At 69.2% G+C, this 21,373-nt stretch carries 20 protein-coding genes; 6 read left to right on the top strand and 14 right to left on the bottom strand.

Annotated features, from left to right (window positions below; translation table 11 throughout):
• Positions 1–109 precede the first annotated feature (109 nt).
• Together ACP96_RS14580 and ACP96_RS14575 are read right to left on the bottom strand one after the other, a co-directional pair.
• Positions 110–1,117 carry a sulfurtransferase gene (locus ACP96_RS14580; RefSeq protein WP_237561679.1) on the bottom strand — a complete coding sequence of 336 codons (1,008 nt, stop codon included), beginning with the start codon at positions 1,115–1,117 and terminating at the stop codon, positions 110–112.
• Positions 1,118–1,247: 130 nt separating this feature from the next.
• Positions 1,248–1,823, bottom strand: coding sequence for a class I SAM-dependent methyltransferase (locus tag ACP96_RS14575; protein WP_050033859.1), 576 nt, complete (start codon positions 1,821–1,823; stop codon positions 1,248–1,250).
• A gap of 84 nt (positions 1,824–1,907) precedes the next feature.
• Between ACP96_RS14575 and ACP96_RS14570 the strand changes: the two genes are divergently transcribed.
• A complete protein-coding gene (locus ACP96_RS14570) occupies positions 1,908–2,516 on the top strand; it encodes a GNAT family N-acetyltransferase (protein WP_050023542.1) in 609 nt (202 codons plus the stop codon).
• Between the two features lie 60 nt (positions 2,517–2,576).
• Here ACP96_RS14570 and ACP96_RS14565 read toward each other — a convergent pair whose 3' ends face one another.
• From ACP96_RS14565 to ACP96_RS14555, 3 genes are all read right to left on the bottom strand, one after another.
• Positions 2,577–3,110, bottom strand: a complete 534-nt coding sequence (locus ACP96_RS14565) for a TspO/MBR family protein (protein WP_050033858.1) — start codon at positions 3,108–3,110, stop codon at positions 2,577–2,579.
• A gap of 93 nt (positions 3,111–3,203) precedes the next feature.
• Complete coding sequence (locus tag ACP96_RS14560; protein WP_050033857.1) at positions 3,204–4,244, bottom strand: AI-2E family transporter; 1,041 nt, start codon at positions 4,242–4,244, stop codon at positions 3,204–3,206.
• Between the two features lie 61 nt (positions 4,245–4,305).
• Positions 4,306–4,902 carry a DUF6149 family protein gene (locus ACP96_RS14555; RefSeq protein WP_050023540.1) on the bottom strand — a complete coding sequence of 199 codons (597 nt, stop codon included), beginning with the start codon at positions 4,900–4,902 and terminating at the stop codon, positions 4,306–4,308.
• Between the two features lie 153 nt (positions 4,903–5,055).
• Here ACP96_RS14555 and ACP96_RS14550 point away from each other — a divergent pair, with 153 nt between their 5' ends.
• From ACP96_RS14550 to ACP96_RS14530, 5 genes are all read left to right on the top strand, one after another.
• Positions 5,056–6,294 carry an NAD(P)/FAD-dependent oxidoreductase gene (locus tag ACP96_RS14550; RefSeq protein WP_050033856.1) on the top strand — a complete coding sequence of 413 codons (1,239 nt, stop codon included), beginning with the start codon at positions 5,056–5,058 and terminating at the stop codon, positions 6,292–6,294.
• A 78-nt stretch (positions 6,295–6,372) separates the two neighbouring features.
• Positions 6,373–8,586: a PAS domain S-box protein gene (locus tag ACP96_RS14545; RefSeq protein ID WP_050033855.1), complete on the top strand. Its 2,214-nt coding sequence runs from the start codon at positions 6,373–6,375 to the stop codon at positions 8,584–8,586.
• 59 nt (positions 8,587–8,645) lie between these two features.
• The gene (locus ACP96_RS14540) at positions 8,646–8,861 is read left to right on the top strand and encodes a hypothetical protein (RefSeq protein WP_237561678.1); all 216 of its coding nucleotides are present in this window, start codon (positions 8,646–8,648) and stop codon (positions 8,859–8,861) included.
• 50 nt (positions 8,862–8,911) lie between these two features.
• Positions 8,912–9,328, top strand: a complete 417-nt coding sequence (locus ACP96_RS14535) for a DUF7124 domain-containing protein (RefSeq protein WP_050033854.1) — start codon at positions 8,912–8,914, stop codon at positions 9,326–9,328.
• A gap of 73 nt (positions 9,329–9,401) precedes the next feature.
• Positions 9,402–10,064, top strand: coding sequence for a MogA/MoaB family molybdenum cofactor biosynthesis protein (locus ACP96_RS14530; RefSeq protein WP_050033853.1), 663 nt, complete (start codon positions 9,402–9,404; stop codon positions 10,062–10,064).
• Between the two features lie 655 nt (positions 10,065–10,719).
• Here ACP96_RS14530 and trpG read toward each other — a convergent pair.
• From trpG to ACP96_RS14485, 9 genes are all read right to left on the bottom strand, one after another.
• Positions 10,720–11,319 carry an anthranilate synthase component II gene (trpG, locus tag ACP96_RS14525; protein ID WP_050033852.1) on the bottom strand — a complete coding sequence of 200 codons (600 nt, stop codon included), beginning with the start codon at positions 11,317–11,319 and terminating at the stop codon, positions 10,720–10,722.
• Positions 11,316–12,992: an anthranilate synthase component I gene (trpE, locus tag ACP96_RS14520; RefSeq protein ID WP_050033851.1), complete on the bottom strand. Its 1,677-nt coding sequence runs from the start codon at positions 12,990–12,992 to the stop codon at positions 11,316–11,318. Before trpE ends, trpG begins: the two co-directional genes overlap by 4 nt.
• On the bottom strand, positions 12,989–13,633 hold the full coding sequence (locus ACP96_RS14515; RefSeq protein WP_050033850.1) for a phosphoribosylanthranilate isomerase: 645 nt from the start codon (positions 13,631–13,633) through the stop codon (positions 12,989–12,991). Before ACP96_RS14515 ends, trpE begins: the two co-directional genes overlap by 4 nt.
• A complete protein-coding gene (gene trpD, locus ACP96_RS14510; RefSeq protein ID WP_050033849.1) occupies positions 13,633–14,688 on the bottom strand; it encodes an anthranilate phosphoribosyltransferase in 1,056 nt (351 codons plus the stop codon). Before trpD ends, ACP96_RS14515 begins: the two co-directional genes overlap by 1 nt.
• Before the next feature lie 143 nt (positions 14,689–14,831).
• Positions 14,832–17,309 carry a DUF2309 domain-containing protein gene (locus ACP96_RS14505; protein ID WP_050033848.1) on the bottom strand — a complete coding sequence of 826 codons (2,478 nt, stop codon included), beginning with the start codon at positions 17,307–17,309 and terminating at the stop codon, positions 14,832–14,834.
• Positions 17,306–18,799 carry a proton-conducting transporter transmembrane domain-containing protein gene (locus ACP96_RS14500; RefSeq protein ID WP_050033847.1) on the bottom strand — a complete coding sequence of 498 codons (1,494 nt, stop codon included), beginning with the start codon at positions 18,797–18,799 and terminating at the stop codon, positions 17,306–17,308. The genes ACP96_RS14505 and ACP96_RS14500 overlap by 4 nt, the downstream gene beginning before the upstream one ends.
• Positions 18,800–19,006: 207 nt before the next feature.
• The gene (locus ACP96_RS14495) at positions 19,007–19,480 is read right to left on the bottom strand and encodes an Lrp/AsnC family transcriptional regulator (protein WP_050027198.1); all 474 of its coding nucleotides are present in this window, start codon (positions 19,478–19,480) and stop codon (positions 19,007–19,009) included.
• A 124-nt stretch (positions 19,481–19,604) separates the two neighbouring features.
• Positions 19,605–20,318, bottom strand: coding sequence for a universal stress protein (locus ACP96_RS14490; protein WP_050033846.1), 714 nt, complete (start codon positions 20,316–20,318; stop codon positions 19,605–19,607).
• A gap of 55 nt (positions 20,319–20,373) precedes the next feature.
• Positions 20,374–21,373 (bottom strand): tRNA pseudouridine(54/55) synthase Pus10 (locus ACP96_RS14485; protein ID WP_050033845.1); only part of this gene is annotated, 1,000 nt, incomplete at its 5' end.

The following is a 21,373-nucleotide window of genomic DNA, read 5'->3' as shown; positions in this document are numbered from 1 at the left end:
CCGAACATATTAAATCACAGTTATTAGTCACGAAGCAATCTTCAGCGAACGGCCATTTCAGTCCACCTCCGGCTAACAAATAGGCACAAACACCGCCGACGACCCCGCCTTACGCGAACGTGTCGACGATCGTTCCGGTGTCCTCGCCGGTGGTGTAGTAGTACCCCTCGTCCTCAGAGAGCGTGCCCCAGTCGGCCCAGCTCCCCTCGTAGTTGCGCACGTCCTCGAAGCCGAACTGATCGAGGACGAACCAGCCGACCGACGCGCGGATCGCGGTCTGGCAGTAGGCGACCGCCGTCTCGTCGGGCGAGAGGCCGGCGTCGTCGATCCACAGCGTCTCTAACTCCTCGGGAGTCCGGAGCCGCCCGGCCTCGTCGTCGATGCTCTGGACGAAGTTGAGGTTGGTCGCGCCGGTGACGTGGCCGAACCGGTCGAGGTCGCCGCGCTGGTCTTCGCCCCGGTACTCCGCGGGCGAGCGCATGTCGAGGATCGGAATTGCGGCGCCGCCCTCGTCGACGTTCTCGGCGACGAACTCCCGCGTCGCCACCACGCCGGTGTCCAGTTCGGGCTCGTAGGTGGCCTCCTGCGCCTCGGGCGCCTCCGAGACGGTCTCGCCGCCGGCGGCGTCCCAGACCGTGAACCCGCCGTCGAGCAGGCTCACCTGCCCCTCGTGGCCGAGGGCGTTGAGCGTGTATATCGCGTACGTCTCCCAGAGGTTCGCCTCCGCGCCGTACACCACCACGTCGTCGCCGCGCTCGATCCCCGCCTCCGAGAGCGTCCACGCGATCGCCTCGGGGGAGACCTCGAACCCGTCTTCGGTCTCCTCGGCGTAGCTGTCCAGCATCTCGGAGTCCGGGAAGTGGTACGCGCCGGGGATCCGGCTCTCGCCGAACGCCTCCTCGTCGCGCGCGTCGAGCAGGTGCACGTCGTCGAGGTTCGATTCGAGCCACTGGCTGTCGACGACGCCGTCGAACTCGGCGGCCGCGGGCGTCGTGTACGCCGCCGGCTCGTCGCCGCCGCTGTCGGTCGACCCGAGACAGCCGGCCGTCGCCGCGAGCGCCGCGCCTGCCGAGGCCAACACCGATCGTCTGGAGGTCCGCGTGGATCTGTCGTCCATTCGATCGCGGGTTGCGGCGGAGCCCCGATAACCCTGTCAGTCGAGGCTCGTGTTACCGTCGGCTCCGACGAGGGTCGCGTCGGCGTCCCCGTCACCGGACAGATTTGCGAGGCCGGATCGGAACCGACTCTCACTCCCGCACGCCGGCGACCGTGTAGGCGAACCCGCGGTCGACGATCCGCGGGTCGAACCCGGCATCGGCGAGTTCGGCGACGAGGTCGGCGGGCGAACGGAACCGCGACTCCATTCCGATCGCGTGCTCGCTCGCGACGAGCGCTCTGCCGAGCGGGTGCGTCGGGTCGAACTCCCGGATCACGAGCGCGCCGCCGGGAGCGAGCACGCGCGCGGCCTCCCCGATCGCGGCCGCCTGGTCCGGGAGGTGGTGGAACGCGTCGACGACCGTCGCGGCGTCGACCGACTCGTCGCGGAACGGGAGCCGTCCCGCGTCCCCGGCGACGCCCGAGAGCCCGCGGTGGTTCCGAGCGCGCGTCAACATTCCGAGGGAGGCGTCGACGACGGTGATGTCGGGACCGGTCAGCGCGGCCGCGGCGCGCCCGGAGCCACCGCCCACGTCGATCAGTCGGTCGATCGGACGCGTCGCGTGAGCGAGTCCCGCGGCCAGCGCCTCGCCGTCGGCCGGGGGCATGACGCGGTCGTACAGCGGGGCGATCCGGTCGAAGAAGCGAACGTCGCCGAGGCCGTACATGGGGGCGATCGGCGGCGACGGAACTTAAAAACCGGTCGCGCGCCGACCCCCGTTCATTTATTCGGGCGGGCCGTACCGTCCGCCATGGAGTACGCGTTCCTCGGCGGCCCGGGCTCGGGGGCGACGCTGCGGCTCGACTACCGGGCGTTCGCCTACGCCGGCAAGTTCGTCGTCGGCGGGCCGGGCAAGGCGGCCTTGCGGACCCCGGACGGCTCGCCGGCGGTGCCGGAGTGGGAGCCGGACGAGCCCCTCCCGCCGACCGTCGAGGCGAGCGAGTTCGACGACGACGTGGTGGCCGCGGTCTCCTTCTCGCCCGACCGGACCGACCCCGACTGCTGTCGGCTCCGGTACGTCACCGTTCACGTCGCGCGCCGCGGGGAGGGGCTCGGTCCGCAACTCGTCGATCGGACCGTCTCGCTGCTCGCGGCCGACGGGTACGACCGGGTGAAGATCGCGGTCAACAACCCGTTCGCCTACGCTGCGCTCTCGAAATGCGGCTTCGCGTACACGGGCGAGCAGACTGGGATCGCCGAGCTAGTGCTTGAACGCCCGGCGACCGAGCCGGCGGCGGGGAGCGATATCGGGGACGAGCGGTACCGCGCGGGCCTGCGCGCCTTCCGCGACGGCGACCGCGACCTCGACCCGGTGGAACGGGAGTTCACCGCGTCGCGGCTCGGGGAGGAAAGAGAGTGAGGGCCGCGGAGAGAGCGGGGAGGGGAGAGAAAGCGGGGACCGCGGAGAGTAACCGGTCCGTCAGTTCAGCGCCCAGATCCCGTAGTTGAGCGCGGTCGCGAAGCAGTTCCACGCGAGGTACGGGACGAGCAGGAGGGCTGCCCGCCGGTCGACCCGGTCGAACGCGGCGATCGTCGCGACCACGAGCGGGAGCAGGAGCCCGAGGACGACGAGCCCGAGATCGGGGCGTTCGAGCCCCCAGAAGACGGGCGACCACGCGACGTTGACGACGAGCTGGACGCCGAACAGGACGAGCGCGATCCGGGCGTCGCGGGCGAGCCGCGCCGCTCCGCCGGCGCGCCCCTCCCCCTCGCGACCGCCGAGGTAGACGAGCGCGGCCGCGGCGCCGATCAGCGCGTACAGGACCGGCCACACGACGCCGAACGCCCAGCTCGGCGGGTAGTAGGCGGGCAGGTCGAGCCCGGCGAACCACGCGCTCTCGGTGGCGGTGAAGGGAACCCCGATCGCGCCGATCAGGTTGACCGCGACTGCGGCGGCGACGACGAGCAGGGCGTCGCGCCGGTCCGGAAGGGGCGCGCCGGCGGAGGTGGACATGAGCCGAGATACGCGCGCGAGCGGTTTAAAACGACCTCCGCACGTCTCTCGGTCACGACCTCCGCGCGTCGCTCAGTCACGTACGACCCGCGCCTAGATCACGTCGTAATCCTCTCGGAACGTCTCCAGCGTGGCCGCGAGCACGCCGATGACGATCGGGCCGACGAACAGTCCGGTGAACCCGACGGAGTAGATCCCGCCGAACACCCCGAGCAGGATCACGGCCGGGTTCAGGTGGGCCTGCTGGTCGATGATCATCGGTCGCGCGTAGTTGTCCACCATCGCGATGACGAACACGCCGTACAGCGCGAGCAACACCCCCGCGGTCACCTGATCGACCGCGACGAGGTACGCCGCCGCCGGTCCCCAGACGAAGAACGCTCCAACCAACGGTACCAGCGCCAACACCGCCATCACGAAGGTCCAGAAGACGACGTTGGGGATCCCGGCGGCCCAGAGCCCGACGCCGGCGACCAGCGCCTGCAGCAGCGCCACGACGATGTGGCCGATCACGACCCCACGGGTCATCGCGTCGACGCGGTCGACGAGGTCCGCCGTGACGTTCGACGGGAGCGGGCTCGTCTGGCGGATCCACCGCACGAACGCCGGCCCGTCGAGCAGCGTGTAGTAGACTAAGAACAGCGCCAGCGAGAGCCCGACCGACGCGCGGATCGCGGTGGTGACGATCCCGCCGACGCCGCCGAACAGCGTGTTGGCGAGCACCTGTCCGGCCGTCGCCAGCACCTCACCGACCTCGACCTGCTCGCCGGTGAGCGCCGCGATCTCCGCCTCGATGGCCGCGACGTCGACGTCGGTGTTCCCCCGCGCGATCTCCGAGAGGTCGCGGACGAACACCCACGAGATGTACGCGAGCGGCAGGATGACGGCGACGATCGACGAGAGGATCAAGAGGAGCGCGGACAGCATGTTCCCCAGCCGGCGCGACACCGATTCGCGAACCCGGTCGGCGAGCGCCAGCCGGAGCCGACGCGAGAGACGCACGTGAAACGGGTAGAGGACGTACGCGAGGATCGCGGAGGCGATGACGTACTCGATGAAGGGGCTGATGACGAAGAGCGTCAGGAGCGCGACCGCACCGATGAGGAGGAGGAGAAACGATTGCCCGCGGTTCATGTCGGCCGGTCACGCTGCCGACTCATAAACGTGAGCCCCTCGGCGCGCCGCGGATCCCCGGTCAGGCGCTCGCCTCGTCCTCGTCGAGCCCCGGCGCGGCGGACGGGTCGACCTCGTCCGGCTCCTCGCGGTCGCCGCCGACGACCGTCTCCCCGTCGTCGGTCTCGACGTACACGTCGTCGGCGAAGCCGGCCAGCGCGTTCTCGTACTCCGCCGTCTCCAGCTTCTCGGGGGTCTCGGGGGCGTCGACGACGCCCTCTGCAGGCCGGAACTCGCCGAGCGGGTCGTCGATCGTGATCCCGTGGTCGCCGAAGAAGGACTCGTAGCGCCGGTAGTGCGGCTCCAGTTCGTCGCCCGGGATCTCCATCATCTCCGTCCAGCCGTGGTTGAAGAAGTCGAAGTTGGCCTGCACGTGGGTGATCTCGCGGGCCTCGGCCTCCGGGAAGCCGGCCTCTAGGGCGGCGACGTAGGTGTCCATCGTCGCGTCGAAGAAGCTGTCGAGGTGGTCCCGGCGCTCCTCGCGACGGTCCTCGTCGGCCTTGTTGAGGAAGATGCTCGTGTGGAGGTCGACGAGCTTGTCGTTCGCCACGTCGCCGACGACCGGCGTCGTCAACGCCTTCTTGGCGGCCCAGTGACGGATGTTCTGCCGGATCTTCATACCTGTGGTTGGGCCGGGACGCTCTTGAATGTGTGGCGTCCCGACCGTGTCGAGTGGCCGTCGATCACCCCGTCGAGCCGGCTTTGCGTGGGATTCGCACGGTCTCGGACGCGGATGACAACCCACATTAACCATGAATCCGAACGCCCGCGTATGAGCGATTCGTACGTGATCATCGGTGATGGTATCGCGGGCGCGTCCGCGGCCGAGACGCTCCGCGAGGAAGCGCCCGACGCCGAGATCACGGTTCTCACCGACGAGGGGGAGTCCCTCTACAACCGGATCCTGATCAAGGAGTACGCGAAGGGGAAGCTCCCCGAGGCCCCGATCTCAATCCATCAGGAATCGTGGTACGACGACCACGACGTCGATCTCCGGCTCAACACGGTCGTCGTCGACATCGACATCGAGAACGACGCGGTCCACACCCACGAGGGCGAGACGTTCGAGTACGACTCCCTCCTCCTCGCGGTCGGCGGCACCCCCCAGCAGCTTCCGGTCGGCAACGCCGACGCTGACGGCATTCACCACTTCTGGACGTTCCAAGACGCTCGCAACATCAAGGAGAGCGTCGAAGACGCCGAACAGGCAGTCATCGTCGGTGCCGGCCTCCTCGGCATCGACTTCGCGGCTATCTGCGGCGCGCAGGATGTCGAGGCGAAGTACCTGATGCGCGGCGACTGCTGGTGGCGTTACGCACTCTCCGAGGAGGGTGCAGAGATCATGCACGACGCGATGCGCGAGCGCGGCGTCGAGCCCGTCTTCGATTCCGGGGTCGACCACTTCGAGGTCGACGACGACGGCCACGTCGAGGCCGCGGTCGACCCGAACGGCGAGCGCTACGAGTGCGACTTCGCCGGCGTCGCCATCGGGCTAGACTTCAACACCGAGCTCGTCGAGGACACGCCGCTAAAGACCGAGGACGGCATCGTCGTCGACGAGTTCATGCGAACCAACGTCGACAACGTGTACGCCGCGGGCGACATCACCACGTTCAACGACCTGATCTTGGGCGAGCAGGCGAAGAACGGCTCGTGGGGCTCGGCGAAGGAGCAGGGGACCATCGCCGCCCGGAACATGCTCGAGTACGGCAGCGAGGAGTTCGAGTGGGTCTCCTCGTACTCGATTACCCACTTCGACTTCCCGTTCCTCTCGTTCGGTCACCCGACGCTCGGCGACGACTCGGTCGAGGCCACCACGGCCGAGGGCGAGTGGCGTCGCGTCGCCCTTAAAAATGGCAAGGTCGTCGGCGGCGTGCTCATCGGCGACCTCTCGCCGCAGTCGGCGTTCAAACAGCTGATGCGCGAGGGCCGCGACGTGAGCGATCAGAAGCAGCTCCTCATGGAGCCCGGCTTCGCCGTCGACGACCTCACGGCGATGACCGAGCAGTAACGGCGGTCGCGGCGTCGCGAGCCGGCATCGCCGGTCGTCCAGCAGCCTTTCCCGGCTGTGTCTCCTCCCTTCTCTCAGATGTCTCGTGGATCCTCCAGGGATAGCCAGCCGACACCGGAAGACGGATTCTTCCGATCGTTCGTCGAGGGGTGTTCAGATCCGATACTCTCGATCGACGACCAAGGACGGATCGTTCACGCGAACCCGGCGACCGAGTCGGTTCTCGGGTACGCCCCCGACGACCTCCGCGGTCGTCGCCTCGCGTCCCTGATCGCCGCCGACGCGTCCGAGGAGCGGGTGCGGCGGCTCCGCGGACGGTTCGAGGCCCTCGATGACCTCGAAGACGCCAGCAGCGTCGTATTTCCGGTGTCCCGCGCGGACGGGGGATCGACGACGTTCTCGGTGCGGTTCCACGAGCACGCACGCGCCGCCGACGCGTCGACGGCCGGACCCGTGTACACCGGCGTGTTCCGTGACGACACCGAGGCGGTCGGCGGCCGCGAGCGGAACCCCTTCCGCAACCTCGTCGAACACGCGGGCCACGCCGTCTACGTGACCGACACGAGCGGGACGATTCAGTACGTCAACCCCGCGTTCACCGATCACACCGGATACGAGCCCAGCGACGCGATCGGCGAGACTCCGGCGATACTCAAGTCCGGTGAGATGTCGGACGAGTACTACGAGTCGCTGTGGGCGACGCTCATGGCCGGCGACGTGTGGGAGGAGGAGATCGTCGATCAGCGGAAAGACGGGAGCCACTATCACGCCCATCAGACGATCGCCCCCGTGACGGACGAACAGGGAGAGGTTTCGCGGTTCATCGCGATACAGATCGACATCAGCGAACGGAAGGCGGCGATGGGGCGGCTGAAGCAGTACCGCGACATCGTCGAGCAGATCGACGATCCGGTCCTGCTGCAGAATCTCGACGGCGAGATCGAACTACTCAACGACGCGGTCAGCGAGTTCACCGGGATGCGTCCGGAAGCGCTGTACGGGAGCGACGAGTTTGCGTTCATGGACCACGAGACGGCCGCCGAGATCGAAGAGCACCGCCAGTCGGTGCTCGAAACGGAGGCGGCCGTCGGGTACGAAGTCTCTCCGGATTTCTCACAGAGCGATCGCGAGGCGACGTTCAGCGCGCAGCGGTACCCCTACTACGACGGCGACGGCGAGCTGCGAGGGACGTTCGCGGTCTGCCGCGACGTCACCGAGATCAAGGCGCGCGAGGCGGAGCTGGAACGGTACGAGCGCGCGGTCGACGGCGCCACCGATCTCATCGCGGCCGTTGACCGCGAGGGACGGTTTCTCTTCGCGAACCGGCAGTACCGGGCGTACCACGGGATCGGCACCGGCGACGACGTCTCCGAACTCACCCTCGAGGATGTCGTGGACGACGGGCAGTACGACGACGTTCGAGGCCACGTCGACCGCACCCTCGACGGTCGGAGCGTCGAGTACCGAACGACGCGGGTCCACGCGGACCGGGGGAAGCGGACGCTCGACGTTCGATACTACCCCCTCGTGAACCCCGTCGAGAGCGACGGCGGGTTCGCCGGCGTCGTCGGCGTCTTGCGAGACGTGACCGACAGTGAGAGCCGCGCGCGACAGCTCCGGGTCGTCGACCGGGTGCTCCAGCACAATCTCCGGAACGCGCTGACGGTGATCCGGGGTCGCGCGGAACAGATCGCGGAACTCGGCCCGGAGGAGACGGGTCCCGGCGTCGACGCCTCCGCGGATCGCTCCGAGGCCGCCTCGGACATCGTCTCCCGTGCCAACGCGCTCCTCTCGACGAGCGAGAAGTCCCACCACATCACCGAGATCCTCGGCGACGCCCCCGAACGCGAACCGATCGACGTCGGCCGAGTCGTCGAACAGCTCAGATCGGTCGCCAAGACGGAGTTCCCGGCGGCGGAGCTATCGGTCTCGACGCCGGACGACCGCGAGGCCATTGCCTCGGCGACGACGTGGATCGACCGCGCGCTCGATGAGCTGATCCGGAACGCGGTCGAACACCACGACCGGGAGCGACCGATGGTCGAGGTCACGGTGGAGTCGAAAACGGACGCGATCGAGGTTCGGATCGCGGACGACGGCCCCGGACTGACCGACATGAACCGGGACGTACTGGAGACCGGACAGGCCGTGGAGGCGTTGTATCACGGGAGCGGCCTCGGCCTGTGGCTCGTGTACTGGGTGGTCCAGCAGTCGGGCGGGTCGGCGACCGCCCGCGACGCCGAGCCCCGCGGAACCGTCGTGACGCTCACGCTGCCGCGTGCGGTCCGGTAGTTCTCGTTCGGCGGACGGCCGCCACAACATTTATGATCGATAATGATGTATGGTAGCATATGTCACTACGAGAGACGAACAAGAGCATGCGGCTCCGACGTACCGGAGTAGTCCCGTCCGACGCGCGGGTCCGCCACTACGACGAACTCGATGAGGAGACGCAGGTGACCGTCCGCGAGCTCGCGGGGCGACCGCAGACGGCGCCGGAGGCCGACGACCTCGACGACGGCGACGTGGTGAAGTTCACCGATTACTACGAGGTCCGCGCGCGCTGAAGCGGTCGCGGAAGCGAAGTTGTTTTCGTCCGCCGCGAGAACACCGATCCATGGACAGTGGCGGATCTACCGATATGACGCTGGCGTTCGAGCTGGAGGCGTTGAAGGCCCTCGCGGACCCCAACGCCGTGTTCAACAACGCCCGACAGTGGACGGAGTACGTCGGCGTCGTCAGCGAGAAGCCGACCTACGTCGTCACGAACTTCACCCGCAAGCACCGCGTGCGCCAGGACTTCTTCTCGGGGCCGCGCGGCGTCGAGGAGAGCTTGGAGAACATCGCTCAGCAGTTCGACACGGATCGACACGTGTTCGTCGGCGTCGACGAGGAGGACGAGGCGCTCGCCGAGGCGACCGACTGGGAGTTCCTCCACGTCGAGGACGCGGCTGAGGCCGCGGGCTGGACGCTCGCGACGGACGAGCCGGCCGAAGAAGCCCCGCAGGATACCTCGCGCGACGACTGGCCCTGAGTAGGGACCGCCGGCCGCGGACAGACCGCCGCGTCGGAGAGGTGTTTTCACCGTCGCCGAGAGACGTGGTCTCATGAGCGACGCGCACGACCACGGAGAAGAGGCCGACGCGCACGACCACAGTCACGGCGAAGATCACGACCATCACCACCACGACGCCGACTCCGTCGCGGTCGCGGTCGTGACGGTGTCCTCCTCGCGGTCGATGAACGACGATCCCTCCGGCGAGTACGTCGTCTCGGCGTTCGAAGAGGCCGGCCACGAGGTCGCTGTAAGAGAGCTGGTCCCCGACGAGTACGACAGCGTGCAGGGGACCGTCGACCGGCTCGCGCGCCGGAAGGACACCGACGCGGTCGTGACCACCGGCGGAACCGGGGTGACGCCCGACGACGTGACTCCGGAAGCCGTCAACGGCCTGTTCGCCAAGACGCTCCCCGGGTTCGGCGAGCTGTTCCGGCGCCTCTCCTACGAAGAGATCGGGACGCGCACGATCGGCTCGCGGGCGATCGCGGGGGTCGTCGCCGCCACGCCGGTCTTCTGTCTGCCCGGCTCCGAGAACGCGGTCCGGCTCGGCGTCGACGAGATCATCCTCCCCGAAATCGGCCACCTTGTCGGACTCGCCGGACGGGGCGTCGACGAGACCGTCACCGAGGTGAAGGCGGAAGACAGCGGCGGCGGGGAGGAGCCGGAACGGGGTGACGAGACCGAGAACTCGACGGACGGAGCATCGGAGTGAGGCCCACGTAGCTGCGGATCCTCCGGTGTCTCTTTTAAATGGTCTGTTACTCGGTGATTCGTGTTGCCCTCGTTGCGGTCGATCCAGACAGAGCAGCGATTGATAGCGGGAGTGAGTATAGCACGACGCGAGTGTGGTGGTTTATCAGCGATCGAGTGGTGTTACTGTCGGCTGTTTATAAACGATCGAGGACTCTGCGGTGAACACCGCCAAAGCCCCAGCCGGCGAGGCGGACGCACGCTCGCTGCGCTCCTCACTCGGTCGCTACCGCTCCTCGTTGCGGTGCTTACGTCGCCTGCGTCCGCCTCGCCGGCTGCCCCTTTGAATCCCACCCGCCCGCAACTGCACGGCACCTCACGCCTCCCCAGCCTCGTCGGTCGCCCTCCGCGTTGCTCCGGGCGACCGACTCCCTCGCACCGTCGGTTCGCGACCCTTCGGGCCGCTCACCGGGGCGCGCCACCGCGCATCTCTTTATAAGTAACCGTCGCCCTTGCTCACAACCATTTAAATACGCTCTTGTCACCGACGATCTGCAATATTTACTCCCGTCATCGATCAAGAAGCAGTTTGTAGCGAACAACCGTTTCGGACAAAAATACGTTTGAAAAGGGGATTTCAACAGAGCCAACAGAGCCAACAGAGCCAACAGAGCCGGTTACACAGACGTGAGGAAGTTCCGGATCAGGTCGTGGCCGGACGCAGTCAACACGCTCTCCGGGTGGAACTGCACCGCCTCGATCGGGTGCTCGCGGCCGCGGATCCCCATCACGATCTCCTCGCCCTCGTGGTCCGTGGTCGCGGTCACCTCGAAGGCGTCGGGGACCTCGGTGGCGGCCAGCGAGTGGTAGCGGCCGGCGCGGAACCCCTGATCGAGCCCGGCGAACACGCCCTCGCCGTCGTGGTCGACGGGGAACGCCTTGCCGTGGATCGGCTCGGGCGCGTGGCCGACCGCGCCCCCGTACTCATAGACGGCGGCTTCGAGGCCGAGACAGACGCCGAGCGTCGGGACCTCCGGGGAGAGGTCGCGCAACACGTCCATCGTCACGCCCACGTCGCGCTCGTTCTTCGGGTGGCCGGGGCCGGGGCTGATGAGGATCGCGTCCGGGTCGGCGTCGCGGATCGCCGCCAGCGACGCGGTGTTCTTGAACACCTCGACGTCGATCGGCCCCTCTTCTCCATCGAGCGGCTGGTCGGAGACGTACTCGACGAGGTTGTAGGTGAACGAGTCGAAGTTGTCGACGACGACGACGTTCATTCGTCGACCTCCGTGCCGGCGGGGAGGGGGTCGTCCGCGGCGTCGGAGACGAAGTCGTCCTCACCGGCGTCTCCGCCCTCTCGGATCCGATCGATCGCGGTCAACACGCCGTCCATCTTCTGCTCGGTCTCCTCGTACTCGGCGGCCGGGTCGGAGTCGGCGACGAGCCCGGCGCCCGCCCGGACCGTGACCGCGGTCTCGTCCGGACCGCTCGCACCCGGCGGCGACTCGTCGAGCGTCGCGGTCCGGATCACGATGGCGAAGTCGGCGTCGCCGGTCCACGCGTAGTAGCCGACGCCGCCGCCGTACGCCTCCCGCGGGGTCGTCTCCAACTCCTCGATGATCTCCATCGCGCGCACCTTCGGAGCGCCCGTGAGCGTGCCGGCAGGGAACGTCGCGCGCGTCGCGTCGAAGGCGTCGGCGTCGGCCGCCAGCGTCCCCGTCACGGTCGACTCGATGTGCTGGACGTGGCTGTACTTCAGCACGTTCATGAACTCCTCGACGCGGACGGAGCCCGCCTCCGAGACGCGCCGCACGTCGTTGCGCGCGAGGTCGACTAACATCGTGTGCTCGGCGCGCTCCTTCCCGTCCGCGAGCATCTCGCCGGCGAGCCGGCGGTCCTCGACCGGGCTCGTCCCGCGGGGACAGGTGCCGGCGATCGGGTTCGAGACGATCCGGTCGCCCTGCACCGACACCAGCGTCTCCGGGCTCGCGCCGACGATACTCCGGTCGTCGTGGCGCAAGACGTACATGTACGGCGAGGGGTTCACCTCGCGCAGCGCCGCGTACAGCCCCAGCGAGTCGACCTCGCCCCGGAGCTCGCGGCTCCGCGAGATCACGCCCTGATAAATGTCGCCGTCGAGGACGCGTTGCTTGGCGGTCCGCACCGCCTCCTCGTACGCCTCGCGGGGGTCGGCGGACTCGTCGTCCACGCGGATCCCGTCCGGCTCCGACGGCGCGGCCTCGCGAAGCTCCTCTCCCACGCGCTCCGCCTCGGCGACGAGGTCGTCGTAGACGGCCGCGGGGTCGTCGTCGACGCCGACGACGGGGGTGAAGACGAGTTCGACGGTCCCCTCCTTGTCGTCGAAGACGACAGTGCGGGTCGTTAACGCGAACTCGGCGTCGGGGAACTCGGTCTCGGGGCGGTCAACGCCGACCTCCTCCAGCCAGAGGTCGTAAACCGCCTCGTAGGCGAGGAATCCGACGAAGCCGCCGGAGAGTATCTGCCGGTCGGTGTCCGGGAAGCCGCGCAGGCTCACGTCCGGAAAGGCTGCGCGGATCCGGTCGATGGCGTCGGGTCCCAGATCGGACTCCGAACTCGCGCCCTCCCCCACGAATTCCGCCGCCGGACCCAATCGGGTCACGTCGGTCCGGTCGGGGTGGACCGAGACGATCGCTTCGGGGTCGTAGCCGACGAACGAGTACCGGGCATGTTTGTCGGCGTCGCCGTCGGCGGTGAACGCGCCGTCGGGGTCGCTGGAGGCGACCTTCTCGCCGGACTCCAAGAGGAACCCGTACGGCCCCTCGCCGACCAGCGTCGCGTACGCCGCGAGCGGGGTCACGTCGGCGTCGAGCGACGCGGACGCGCGGACCACGACCGGCTTCTCGGCGTCGGCCGCGAGGTCGACGAACTCGGCCTTCGAGCGGTCGAGCGAGGTTTCCGGATCGGTCATGCGAGCTCCATCTCCCGGCCCGCGTTCGCCACGAAGCGGGCCACCGCGTTGTGGTCCTTGCGTCCGTCGGTGAGTTCGACGCCGGAGGCCACGTCGACCGCGAAGGGGTCGGCGGCCCGGACCGCCTCGTCGACGTTGTCGGCCGTGAGGCCGCCGGCGAGAACCACCGGCGAGGTGAGTCGGTCGGCGAGGTCGCCGGCCCGCTCCCAGTCGTGAGTCTCGCCGGTGCCGCCGGCGCCGGAGTCGTCGGTCGAGTCGATCACGAGCGCGTCGGCGACCCGATCGAACTCCTCGGCACGCGCCGGGTCGTCGGCGTCGACCGCGAGCAGGACCTTCCGCTCCGTCTCCGCGCGGATGTACCGGATCTCGTCGGGGGTCCACTCGCCGTGGAGCTGGACGGCGTCCGGGGTGACCGTCCGCAGGAGCTCGACCGCGCGCTCGGCGGAGTCGGGCATGGTGACGAGCGTCGCGGTGACGAACGGCGGCACGTCCGCGAACAGCTCCGCCGCCGTCGCCGGGTCGACCTCGCGGGGGGAGTCGACCGGGACCTCGGAGATGACGCCCACCGCGTCGGCACCAGCGTCGACCGCGGCCCGGAGGTCGGCGCCCCGGGTCAGCCCGCAGATCTTCACCCGGGCCATCAGTCGTCGTCCTCCGGGGCGGCGGTCGTCTCCACGTCTCCCTCGACCGTTTCGCCGTCCCCGCACAGCGCCGCGAACTTCGCCGCGGCCGCGCCGGAGTCGATCGCCTCGGCCGCGCGCTCGACGCCCGCCGCGAGCGTGTCGGCCTCGCCGGCGACGTAGATCGCGGCGCCCGCGTTCGCCAGGATCAGGTCGCGTTTGGGGCCCGTCACGGAGCCGTCGACGATCCCCCGCAGGTCGGCCGCGTTCTCCTCGGGCGTCCCGCCCGCGACGGCTTCGATCGGGGCGCGGTCGAGGCCCAGGTCCTCGGGCGCGATCGTGAACTCCCGCACCTCGTCGCCGTCGACCTCGGCGGCGACCGTTTCCTCGTGGATCCCGATCTCGTCCATCCCCGCGCCGTGGACCACGAGGGCGTGCTCGACGGGCATGTGCGCGAGCGACCGCGCGATGAGGGGGACCAGCTCCGGGTCGTACACGCCGAGCACCTGCGCGTCGGCGCCGGCGGGGTTGGTGAGCGGGCCGAGCACGTTGAAGATCGTCCGCATCCCGAGCTCTTTGCGCGGGCCGATGACGGCCTTCATCGCCGGGTGGAAGACAGGCGCGAGCATGAACCCGATCCCGTCCCGTTCGATCGCCGCCTCGACCGCCGGCGGCTCGGCCTCCACGTCGGCGCCCGCGACCTCCAGCACGTCGGCGCTCCCGGAGGAGGAGGACACCGAGTAGTTGCCGTGCTTGGCGATCGGCACGCCCGCGCCCGCCGCGACGATCGCGGCCGTCGTCGAGACGTTGATCGTGTCGTAGTCGTCGCCGCCGGTCCCGCAGGTGTCGACGAGGGGCTGGCGGTCGGGCTCGATCGTCCGGGCGGCGTCGCGCATCCCCTGCGCGAACCCCGCGATCTCCGCCTCCGTCTCCCCCTTCGCGCGGAGCGCGGCGAGCAGCGCGCCGATCTGCGCCTCGGTCGCCTCCTCGAAGACGAGCCGCGCGGCCTCGCGCGCCTCGTCGACCGTCAGGTCCGCCCCGTCCGTCACGCGCTCGACCGTGTCGTTGATATTCATTGTGTACACCGATGTAGTGTTTCGCGTTGTGATGTACAAGTATGTACATCGGTATAACGCTGTCGCCAGACTGCGAACTGATAGCACACGGCGAGGCGGGGAGAGGAAGGGAAGTGAAGAGGAAGGGAAACCGCGGGACTGACTCAGTCGTCAGCGGCCGCGGGTGCGGGCTCGCGCTCGGGAGCGGTCGGCGCCTCCGGCTCGGTTGCGGACGGCTCGGTCGCCGTCGACTCGGAGAGCGGCCGCCACTCCATGTCGCGCTCGTACTCGAACGCGCGGTGGTCCTGCGTCGGGTCGACGACCGTCAGCGAGAGCCAGTCGTTGTCCAGCAGCCGGGTGACCTCCTCGTGGTCGGCCAAGGCGTCGGTGACGCGCTCGACCGGCGCGTGGACCACCGTCGAGAGGCGGAGCGGCTGGTGGTACGGCTCGTCGGCATCGGCCATCAGCGACTGGAGCGGGAGTCCGGTCATCAGGTCGCCGCCGTTGCCCTGGTAGACGCCGACGTTGCCGACGGGGTTCTGGGTCACCTTCGACCCGCTGCCGTAGACCGCGTTGTCGACGGTCGAGAAGTAGTACTGGGCGTTGATCCACTGGGTGACGACCATCGGTCCCGCGAGGATCGCTTCGAGCGCGTCGCCGTCGGGGTCGGTCGACCAGTCGTACGAGTGGAGGAACGCGCGGCTGTCGAGGTCGAGGTCGCTCGTCAGTTCGCGGGGGCCGACGACGAAGCCGGCGTTTCCGGCCAGCCCCCACTCGGGGCGCGTCTCGGCCCAGTCGGACGCGCGGCGCTCGGCGTCCTCGACGCTCCCCGACGGGTCGCCGCCCATCGACTCGACGCGCTCGGCGGTCGCGTTCTCGCGGGCGGTGACGAGGTCGGCGCGCAGCCGTTCGAGGTCGTCCGCGTGGCTCTCGGGGGCGTCCCCGTAGATCTCGATCTCGTCGGTCGTCGTGTTGTGCTCGCCGGCGAGGAAGACGGTGTCCTCGGGGATCTCGAAGCCGCGGTCGCGCAGCGCCGCCCGCACGTCGGGGTCGGCGCAGATCTCGGCCAGGACGCGGGCGTTCGGCCCTCCGGGGCTGCCGGCGCACGCGCCGCAGTCGAGGCTAGAGTCGTAGGGGTTGTTCGCGGTCTCGCTGGCGTGGCCGGTGAAGACGACGAGGCGAGCGAACTCCGTCCACCCCATCAGCTCGAAGGCGGTCGCGGCGTACTCGACCTGCTCCTCGCGGGTCATCCCCACCGGCAGCCCGTCGGCGTGGGTGTGCTGGTGCCCGACGATCTGGTCACAGAACTCGCGCTCGTCGGGCACCGCGTCGTCGGCGACGCCCAGCAGGTCGCGAACGCGGCCGGGAACCAGCGTGCGCGCGGCGAGCGCCAGCCCGTAGCCGCTCCCGGCGTTCTCGACGAAGCCGAAGGCGCTCGCCGGGTTCGTCTTCAGCGTCTTGACGACCTCGCCCGCGGCCTCGCGGACGCCCGACCACCGGTCGTGACGTTCCCGCGTCTCCCCGTCAGTCGGGACCTCGCTGACGCGGTGCTGCGCGTCGACGATTGGCGGACAGGCGTCGACCGGAGCCTCCGCGTCGTACCCGCGGTACTCCATCGGGATCCCGAAGAAGCCGGCGTAGCCGTGGGTGTCGTAGTCGCCGGTGGCCTCGATGTGACGACGGATCACCTCGGAGCGGGTGTCGATACAGAAGACCAGCTGCGCGTCGGGGCGGTCCGACGATCCGCCCTCGGCCGAGGACCGCTCATCGGCCAGCGACCGGCTCTCGGCGGCGACGCGGTCGACGACCGCGGACCGGTAGCTCGCCTCCCACGCGCTCAGGAACGCTTCGGCGATCTCGTCGGCCGGGTCGATATCGGCGGTACCCGGGCCGATCGACGGCTCGATCTCGACGCCGAACCCGTCGCAGAGCGCGAGGCGGACCGCGAGGTACTCCGCCAGCGTGATCGGGTGGGCCGACTGCCACGGTCCCTCGTCGTCGGCGCGCTGTTTGATGAGGCCGGTCCACCCCGGAAGCGCGGCCAACTGCTCCTCGAAGACGGGCACCCACTGACTCTCCGGATACGGCTCCACGGCGGCCTCGATGGCCTCGGTCGCGGTTTCGGGAAGCGACTTGGCGACCCCGTCGGGGACCTCGCCGTCGTATGCGGCCACCCCGCGGAAGGCGGCGTAGAACCCCTCGTCGCGGTTCGGCATCGACCACTTGGCGTGGCCCTCGTCGAGGAAGGCCGACAGCCACTTCGTCAGCACGTGATCGACTCGTTCGGCGTCGGTGTCGCCCCCGTCATCCCGCTCCTCCGACTCGGTATCGGTGTGCAGGCGGTCGAGAAGCGTCTCCGGATCGGCCTCGTAGCCGCGGTCGGCGAGTTCCGAGTCGAGCGTCTCGCGATCGATCCGGCCGTCGTCGAGCGCCGCGCGGAACGTCTCGCGGGTCGGGTAGCCGCGGCCGCCCAGCAGGTCGGCCGCCTGCGTCACCGCCTCGCCGAACGGCACGTCCTCGAACCCCGAGAGGGGGTTGGCGGTCACGAACGAGTGGATCGGCCAGACCGAGCCGACCGTCTTCGCCGCGCTGTCGATGCTCTCTTCGATGGTCGCGTCTTCGGTGGTGGATTTCGAGCTCATTGGACTCCTCCGTCATCGTACTCCTCCGCGTTCGTCAGCAGGGTGTCGGGTGACGGCTGTCCCGCGTTCAGGAGCGCGACGTAGAGCCGCCGGCTGCGCTCGTGGACTCCCGTGTCTATCGCGACGTACGTCGCGAGGAAGGCGGCGGCCACGAGGACGTGGAGCGCGCTCAGCTCGGTCGGCGCCGTGACGGCCGGAACCTCGGTCAGAAGGGCCGATATCCCCCTGTAGACGAGCGCGTACAGGGCGATGGCCGGAAGGAACACGAGGGGAACCGCGCCGTAACGAATCGACGCCGGAAGCGACGCGTTCCGGACCGCGCCGCGCGCCGCGTGAAGGGTGGTGAACGTCACGAACAGGGCGAGCAGGAGCCCGGTGTCGGCGCTCGCTCCCTTCCCCGTCAGCAGGACGAAGGTCGCGCCGCCCGCCAGTCCGGTCGCCAGCGTCACGGCGACGTCGACGACGCCCGTCGCGTGGCTCGTCGCCTTCCCCGGGCTCTTCCGTTCGACCTCCCCGCCCGCGCCGAGGAAGTGGTAGGCCTTGTAGAACCCGTGCAGAACCAGGTGTGTGATCGCGGCTCCGAAGAAGCCGAGCCCGGCCTGCATGATCATGAATCCCATCTGTCCCACCGTCGAGCAAGCCAGCTTGCTCTTCACGTCCGGGCGAGTGGCCTTGAGAAGCTTCCCGAGCAGCGCGCTGGTCGCGCCGACCGCGACGATCGCGAGCATGAGGCCGCCGTCGACGGTGACGACGGGCGCGAAGCGGAGCAGGAGGACGCCGCCCGCGTTGACGAACCCAGCGTGCATCAGCGCCGACGCCGGGGTGGGAGCGGTCATCGAGGAGAGCAGCCAGCCGTGGAACGGGACGAGCGCGGACTGGATCATCGCCGCGAGCACGAGCGCGACGGCGGCGACGAGCCACGCGGGACCCCCGAGGGCGTCGGCGTTCGCGGCGATACCGGAGACCGTCGTCGCGCCGGTCGCCCGCCAGAGCGCCGCCAGCGCGACGCCGAGGAGCGCGCTGCTCGCGAGGAAGTAGCGCCGGGCGACCGACGCGGCCGCCCGCGCCTGCTCCCACCCGTCGACGACGCCGATTAGCTCCGCCATCACGAGCCCCATCGCCAGCCACAGGAGCCCGAACAGGGCGAGGTGGTCGGCCGCGACGAGGGTCATCACGACTGTCACGAAGCCGAACACGGCGAGGAAAAATTTCGTCTCGTGGGCGCTTCCCGCCATGTAGCGGCGCGAGTAGCTGTGGACGATGCCGCCGAAGAAGGCGACGACCACCCACAGCAGGACGGTCAGTCCGTCGACGGCGACCAGACCGGTGATCTCCGGGGCGAAACCGAATCGGAGTCGGGCGAAGAGCGCCACGACGCTCGCGGCGAACAGCGACCACGCGAGCCACGTGAGTGCGACGGGCACGAGCGACGACTCCGCCGCCGTGTCCGGGAGCGCTCCGACCGTCGGTTTCGAGGTGCGTCCTGCCATCGTTCAGTCCGTTCGACCGCTCTCGGCGGCCGACGCGAGTCGGCGAACCGATACCGGTCGTCTCTATCGCTTCAGTGAACAGATTGCCTATTAAATCTACTTGTCTTCACAAATCGTTCGTAAGAATGTCGTTAAAGAACATTATAATTAGCTGTCGGTGGTGGCGATCGGCGGACGAGAAACGTCGATCGGCGTCGAAGGAGTCGCCTACGAGTCGGTCTCGGCGTCGAACTCGCCGAACGGCGTCGTCTCGTGGCTCCGGACGAGGACCTCGTCGGCGACGGTGAGCCCCATGTCGAGGAGCTCCTGTGCGACGGGCGTGATGTCGTTGTCCGACTCGCCGACCACCGTCACGAGGAGATTCTGTTCGCCGGTGACCAGCTCTTGGACCGAGATGACGCCGTCGATCTCGAGGATCTCCGGGAGCAACTCGCCGCGTTCAGGTATCGAGGCGGTGCAGTAGAGTAACATTCGGAGGGGGTACCCCGACTGCTGGTAATCGACTTCGGCGCTGTACCCCTTGATGATCCCGTCGGACTCGAGGCGCTGGATGCGCTTGCGGACGGTGCTGTCCGACGTGCCGGTTCGCTCCGCGATGTCCCCGGACGAGGTGTTTCGAGCGTCCTCCTGTAACGCGTACAGGATCGCCCTGTCCACGTCGTCGATCGCTTCGTCGGCCATACCGGGGGCTCCGTGGTATAGCCACTTTATGCTTGTATATCGGTTGTGACTGCTGAGAACGTCGATCGGACGGCACGCTTCCTCGGGAGTTCGGGATCCGTAGCCGTCGTGAGAGAACCGCGATCTACGCGGCGTCGAGCGCGGCGTCTCCGTCCGCCTCGACGACCACCACGGGGACCTCGGCGTCGTCGACCACGGTGTCGGTGGTGGAGCCGAACACGAAGCGCCCGACGGTTCCAGTGGTGGGAGCGCCGACGACGACGAGGTCGTAGTACGGCGACTGCTCGACGATCGCGCCCGCAGCCGACCGGTCTTCGACCAGCCAGCGGTCGGCCCGATCGAACCCGCCGAGGCGGTCGCGGGCGGCGTCGAGGAGTCGCTCGCCGGTCGCGGCGTAGTCGGCGCTCGCGTCGGCTCCGGACTCGGATCCGCCTGTGCCGCCCTCAGCGCCGGTTCCGTCCGTCGCCGCCGACCCGTCCGCGAGCGCGTCGTCCGTGGGGACGACGTGGAACAGTTCGAGCCACGCGTCGGTCGCCTCCGCGATCTCCCGCGCCGCGTCGACGGTCGCCCCCGAGTGCGGACCGGGGCCGACGGCGACGAGGACCGAGGAGACGCGGTCCGGACGCGCAGCGCGGTCGGCCCCTTCGAGCGTCGCGTCCGCCGCGGTCGGCGCCGCCGCGAGCGCCTCTTCCACGGCCGACTCGACGATCGGCTCGCCGACCGTGGCGTCGACTCCCGCGGTTTCGGCGCTCACGTCTCTCGAATTGGCCGTTCCGTCGATTCCCGGGTCCGCCGCTCCGCCGCTCCCGCCTCCACCGTCGGCGTCGCTCCCGTTCATACCCTATCGTCAGACGTGCGTCTGATAAATCCCGTTGGTCCCGAGCGCGAGACAGTCAGTCGCGGAAGAAATCTTCGCGCTCGAACGGCTCGTCCTCGCCCTCCACGGCCACCACGTCGAGGGCGGTGACCTCGGCGCCGACGCCGAGCAGCCCGGCGAGGCTCGGCTCCGTCCGCCCCTCGTCGCCGGAGATCAGCTCCTTGATGTAGAGTCCACCGGCGCCGCGGATCTCGACGGTCGCGTGCCGCGGGTCGTCGAGTTCGGCGGTCGCTTCGTACACGTCGCGCTCGCGGGTGATACTCGCGCGCCGGTGGTCGACGCGGTTCGGGGTGTACTGCTCGACGGTCGCCCCCTTCAGCTCCTCGATCGCGGCCGCGAGCGCGTCGGCGTCCACGTCGGCGTCGAAGGCGACCTCGGCGCGGTAGCGCTTCGCCGCGTCGTGTTCCTTCACGCGCTCCACCATGTCGTAGGTCGCGAGCCGGAGCCCCTCGACCTCCACGGCGCCGTCGGCGAAGGCGTTGATGTCGCTCTGGAGGCGGTCGGTGTCGACCCGGCGGCGTCGCGGCTCCTCGACCTCGATCACGAACGGGCGCCCGGTGCCGAGCATCAGGGCGTCCACGTCCTCGCGGCCCGCGCCGTGGAACGTCGCCTCCGTGCCGTCCATCACGTCCTCGACGACGGGCGCGGTGTACTCCTCGACGCTGTCGTCGTAGAGGTACCCGGAGCCGCCGCAGTGATCGCAGGGGTCCGCGCCCTGTCGGCCGGAGCCCTTGCACTCGCGGCAGGGCCACTCGGTCTGGGGGATGTCGCGCTCCAGCTTCCGGTACCGACCGTACACGAACGTGGAGTTCACCTTCGCGTCGACCTCGTCGTCGGCCAGATCGATCGTGAACTGCACGTCCGGCCGGTCGAAGGACACCTCCGTCTCCGTGAGCCGGCCGAACCGCTTGCCGACCTCGCGGTTGAACTCCGACTTGAACGGCTCGCCCGCGTCGTCGTCGAGCCCGGCCTCCTCGCGGAGCAGCGCCTCGTTCTCCTCGATCAGCGGCGGGGGG

The organism is Halorubrum halophilum, assembly GCF_000739595.1.
GTDB classification, from domain to species: Archaea; Halobacteriota; Halobacteria; order Halobacteriales; family Haloferacaceae; genus Halorubrum; species Halorubrum halophilum.
The sequence above is the reverse complement of the archived record's forward strand: the minus strand, read 5'-3'. Positions and strand labels throughout refer to the sequence as shown.

Excerpts from the sequence above, each read along its gene's own strand:
- trpE (WP_050033851.1), bottom strand. The coding sequence starts at position 12,992 with ATGACCGATCCGGAAACCTCGCTCGACCGCTCGAAGGCCGAGTTCGTC.
- ACP96_RS14580 (WP_237561679.1), bottom strand. The coding sequence starts at position 1,117 with ATGGACGACAGATCCACGCGGACCTCCAGACGATCGGTGTTGGCCTCG.
- ACP96_RS14495 (WP_050027198.1), bottom strand. The coding sequence starts at position 19,480 with ATGGCCGACGAAGCGATCGACGACGTGGACAGGGCGATCCTGTACGCG.
- ACP96_RS14575 (WP_050033859.1), bottom strand. The coding sequence starts at position 1,823 with ATGTACGGCCTCGGCGACGTTCGCTTCTTCGACCGGATCGCCCCGCTG.
- ACP96_RS14490 (WP_050033846.1), bottom strand. The coding sequence starts at position 20,318 with ATGAACGGGAGCGACGCCGACGGTGGAGGCGGGAGCGGCGGAGCGGCG.
- trpD (WP_050033849.1), bottom strand. The coding sequence starts at position 14,688 with ATGAATATCAACGACACGGTCGAGCGCGTGACGGACGGGGCGGACCTG.
- ACP96_RS14555 (WP_050023540.1), bottom strand. The coding sequence starts at position 4,902 with ATGAAGATCCGGCAGAACATCCGTCACTGGGCCGCCAAGAAGGCGTTG.
- ACP96_RS14565 (WP_050033858.1), bottom strand. The coding sequence starts at position 3,110 with ATGTCCACCTCCGCCGGCGCGCCCCTTCCGGACCGGCGCGACGCCCTG.
- ACP96_RS14515 (WP_050033850.1), bottom strand. The coding sequence starts at position 13,633 with ATGGCCCGGGTGAAGATCTGCGGGCTGACCCGGGGCGCCGACCTCCGG.
- ACP96_RS14535 (WP_050033854.1), top strand. The coding sequence starts at position 8,912 with ATGGACAGTGGCGGATCTACCGATATGACGCTGGCGTTCGAGCTGGAG.
- ACP96_RS14500 (WP_050033847.1), bottom strand. The coding sequence starts at position 18,799 with ATGGCAGGACGCACCTCGAAACCGACGGTCGGAGCGCTCCCGGACACG.
- trpG (WP_050033852.1), bottom strand. The coding sequence starts at position 11,319 with ATGAACGTCGTCGTCGTCGACAACTTCGACTCGTTCACCTACAACCTC.
- ACP96_RS14550 (WP_050033856.1), top strand. The coding sequence starts at position 5,056 with ATGAGCGATTCGTACGTGATCATCGGTGATGGTATCGCGGGCGCGTCC.
- ACP96_RS14530 (WP_050033853.1), top strand. The coding sequence starts at position 9,402 with ATGAGCGACGCGCACGACCACGGAGAAGAGGCCGACGCGCACGACCAC.
- ACP96_RS14540 (WP_237561678.1), top strand. The coding sequence starts at position 8,646 with ATGTCACTACGAGAGACGAACAAGAGCATGCGGCTCCGACGTACCGGA.
- ACP96_RS14560 (WP_050033857.1), bottom strand. The coding sequence starts at position 4,244 with ATGAACCGCGGGCAATCGTTTCTCCTCCTCCTCATCGGTGCGGTCGCG.
- ACP96_RS14545 (WP_050033855.1), top strand. The coding sequence starts at position 6,373 with ATGTCTCGTGGATCCTCCAGGGATAGCCAGCCGACACCGGAAGACGGA.
- ACP96_RS14570 (WP_050023542.1), top strand. The coding sequence starts at position 1,908 with ATGGAGTACGCGTTCCTCGGCGGCCCGGGCTCGGGGGCGACGCTGCGG.
- ACP96_RS14505 (WP_050033848.1), bottom strand. The coding sequence starts at position 17,309 with ATGAGCTCGAAATCCACCACCGAAGACGCGACCATCGAAGAGAGCATC.